The organism is Archangium sp. (assembly GCF_036388035.1).
Classification (GTDB): Bacteria; Myxococcota; Myxococcia; order Myxococcales; family Myxococcaceae; genus Archangium.
In genome coordinates this window covers 1-3,810 of the sequence record NZ_DASVSO010000506.1, presented here as the reverse complement: position 1 = coordinate 3,810, position 3,810 = coordinate 1, and the positions used below count along the sequence as shown (strand labels likewise).

The window sequence follows — 3,810 nt, the reverse complement described above, 5'->3', positions numbered from 1 at the left end:
CCGTCGCCGTCCGTGTCCTTCACCGGGCAGCCCTGGCGCTCGGCCGGACCCGCCTCCGTGGGGCACCTGTCATCGGCGTTCCTCACGCCATCGCCGTCATCGTCACGCCGCGAAGCGTCCGGCTTCTCCCCACCACCAAAGGCCGCGCCGAGCAGCAGTCGGAAGGTGGGCGTGCCCGGGGCGTTCCCGAAGCCGGGGCCACCCATCGCATAGATTTCGGTCGACTCGCTCACGGGCAGCCGCAGACCGGCCAGCAGCTCCAGGGCTTTCGGCTCGTCGGTGAGTGGCAGGGTGCCACGCACGTTGAGCTCTCCGCGCAGCTTCTCCCCCGTGGTGGCGAGCACCGCGCCCAGGCGCACCTCGTTGCCCAGCTTGCCCTGGATGCTTACGTCATCGCTGAGCAGGACCGCGTCCCCGGGCCGCACCAGCATGCTGGCCTCCACACCCGCGCGGAGCGGGCCGAAGCTCCGGCCCACCATCACCCTGGGCGCCAGCCGGACAGTGGATTCGCGCGAGAGCGCGTCCGCGCTGCCCACCGGCAGCCCCGCGCCCAGCTCGAGCGCCAGGTCCACCGGCGCCTCCCGCTGCTGCGAGAGCAGCCCCAGCCGCACCTGCACCGTGGGCGTGGACAGGCCCGTGCGGGCCGGAGCCCCAATGCCCCTTGTAGAGAGATCCTCGCCGCGCTGCCAGGCCACCAGGGGCAGCTGCACGCCGAGCTCCAGCCACCGCAGGGGCGCCCAGGCCGCCAGCAGGTGCGCCGTCACCCGGTCCGACACCACCGAGCCCACCGGAGTGCCGTTGCGGTACAACGAGAGCGGCTCATTCTCGTACTGCCCCGCGAGCGAGAGGCGGAAGCCGCCGGCCGGCAGCAGCTCGCCGGTGCCCATCAGCAGCGAGCCCTTGCCGTTGGGGTTCAACTCCAGACGCTCCACCTCGAACTCATTCAGGCCCGTGGGCTGCGCGAGCGAGGCCGAGGCGAGCAGCATCGTGGCGACGGCGGACAGGCACAGGACTGAACGCGTCGACGAGCGCGCACTGCTCCGCATCCCTCGGTGGAGGGACGACTTCGTGTGGCTCATGATTTCTCCATGTCGGGGGGCCCCCTACGGGTCCTTTTGTGCCAGGACCGCCCCCAGGCGCGGCCTCCGAGGTCCGAAGCCGTAGGAGAAGGTCTCCCAGACTCGTATCGGGACAGCGCTGCGCGACATGGACACTCGAGCCGGGTGAAATATGTCCAGCGTTCATCCAGCGTTGGTCACACGGTCGGTCTCCTTTCTGGACCCTCCAAGTCCTTGTTCCAACAGCCTCGTCGGCACCGAATCGCTTGCCTGCACGGATGGGCGTCCCCAGGCGAGTGGGCTGGGGCCCGCTCCTCGGGCTGGTTGGGTTCGTGTTGAACCTGGCTGCCCCTCGAAGGGCAGCCAGGCATCCACCCGAGGGCATGAAAAAAGGCCGGGCCCCACCTCGCACAGAGGGGAGCCCGGCCTGACTCACGACACGAGGGACGCTAGTTGCGGCGCCGACGACGGGCCAGCGCGAGGAAGCTGCCCAGGCCCATCAGCACCAGCGTGGAGTCCCCACCCGTGGCCGAGCAGCCGAAGCCATCGCCGAGGAAGGAGATGTCCCCACCGCCCTTGCCGTCGGTGACGGTCCAGGTGCGGCTGTCCGGGCTGGCTTCCACGTTGCCCGCGGTGTCGCGCGAGCGCACCTGGAAGGTGTGCTCGCCCGGGGCCAGGTCGTTGAAGGTGACCGGCGACGTGCACGGGGTGTAGGCGGCCCCGTCCAGGCTGCACTCGTAGGTGACGCCCGGCTCGTTGGCGCTGAAGTGGAACGTCGCGCTGCTCTCCGAGGTGGAGCCCGAGGGACCGGAGGTGATGGTGGTCTCCGGCTTCGTGGTGTCCCGGACGGTGAAAGTGCGACCGTCGGACACAGGACCCTCATTGCCGGACGGATCCGTGGCGCGGGCCTTCACCTCGTGGGGGCCGTCCTTCAACGACGTGGTCGGCGTGTAGTTCCAGTTACCGGACGCATCCGCCGTGACGGTCCCCACCTCCTTGCCGTCGATGATGACGGTGACGGTGCTCCCGGGCTCCGCCGTACCGGTGAGGACCGGCGTGGAGGTGTCGAACGTCGCTCCCTCCAGCGACTGGCTCACCACCGGAGCCACGGGCCCCAGGGTGTCCACGGTCCACTCGTAGCGCTCCGGCGTGAGGTCCGCGTTGCCCAGGGCATCCACGGCGCGCACCAGCAGCGTGTGCTTCCCCTCACCCAGGCCCGTGTACGTCTTCGGGTCCGGGCACTCGGTGAAGTCCGCCTCGGTGTCCAGCTTGCACTCGTACTTCACGCCCGGCTCCGGGGTGGCGACGTCGAAGTCGAACGTGGCGCTCGTCTGCCGGGTGGTGCTTGCCGGGCCCGACACGATCTTCGTGACCGGCGCCGTGGTGTCCACGGTCCAGGTGCGTTCGGCCGGCATCACACTCATGTTGCCCGCCTTATCCATGGCGATCACCTGGAGCGTGTGCCTGCCCTCGCCCAGCCCCGTATACGTCTGCGGGTTCGGGCACGGGGTGAAGTCCAGGGCGTCATCCAGCCTGCACAGGTACGTCACGTCCTTGGCGGCCTCGTTGGAGTTGAACCCGAACGTCGCGCTCGTCTCGCGCGTGGGGGCCGACGGGCCGGAGACGATATTCACGTCCGGCTTCGTGAGGTCCACGGTCCACTGGTAAGGGGCCGGGGTCGAGTCCACGTTGCCCGCCGCGTCGATGGCACGCACCTCGAAGGTGTGCGGCCCCTCGCTCAGGCCCGTGTAGCTCACCGGACCCGCGCACGACGTGAAGGTGGCCGGCAACAACCGACACTCGTACTTCACCGTCCCCTTGTCATCCGAGCTGAACGTGAACGTCGCATCCGCCGAGTGGGTGGGGTTGGCCGGCTTGTCGTCGATGACGGTGTCCGGCTCCTTCGTGTCCACCGTCCAGGTGTAGCTGGCCGGGCTGGGGTCCACGTTCCCGGCCTCGTCGATGGCGCGTACCTCGAAGGTGTACTCGTCCCCGCTCAGGGCCGTGTAGTCCACCGGGGCCATGCAGGGCGTGAAGGTGGCGGGCAACAGCCGGCACTCGTACCTCACCGTCCCCTTGTCATCCGAGTGGAAGGTGAACTTCGCACTCCTGGCATTGGTGGGATTGGCCGGCTTCTCGTCGATGAAAGTGTCCGGCTGCTTGATGTCCACCGTCCAGGTGTACTTGGCCGGTTTGGAGTCCACGTTGCCGGCCTCGTCGATGGCAAGCACCTCGAAGGTGTGCGACCCCTCGCTCAGGCCCGTGTACGTCTTCGGGCCCGTGCACGGCGTGAAGTCCGCCTCCGTCTCCAGCTTGCACTGGTACCTCACCGTGCCCAGCTCCGTCGCCGTATGGGTGAACTGGAACGTCGCGCTGTTGGAGTTGCTGTATTTCGGTGGGGACGAGGAGATCGTCGCGCCCGGCGGCAGGGTGTCCACGATCCACGTGTGGGTGGCCGGAGCGAGGTCCGCGTTGCCCGCCTCGTCGATGGCCTGCACCAGGAACGTGCGCTCGCCGTCGACCAGGCCCGTGTACGTCTTCGGGCTGGTGCAGTCGGTGAAGACTGGCTCGGTGTCCAGCTTGCACTGGTACTTCACCGTGCCCGGCTCCATCGCCGTGTAGTTGAACTGGAACGTCGCGCTCTTCGAGTTGCTGTATTTCGCTGGGAGGGGCGCGAGGATGTCCGCGCCCGGCGCCGTGGTGTCCACGGTCCACTCGTAGCGCTCCGGCGTGAGGTCCGCGTTGCCCAGGT

1 protein-coding gene and 1 pseudogene are annotated in these 3,810 nt (G+C 68.7%); both read right to left on the bottom strand.

Translation table 11 applies throughout. The features are described from left to right. Positions 1 to 1,079 (bottom strand): annotated as a pseudogene (locus tag VF697_RS20385) (OmpA family protein); the annotation flags it as partial. A gap of 428 nt (positions 1,080 to 1,507) precedes the next feature. Then, positions 1,508 to 3,810, bottom strand: a 2,303-nt coding sequence (locus tag VF697_RS20380; RefSeq protein ID WP_331097433.1) for an Ig-like domain-containing protein, incomplete at its 5' end; no start/stop codon positions are given.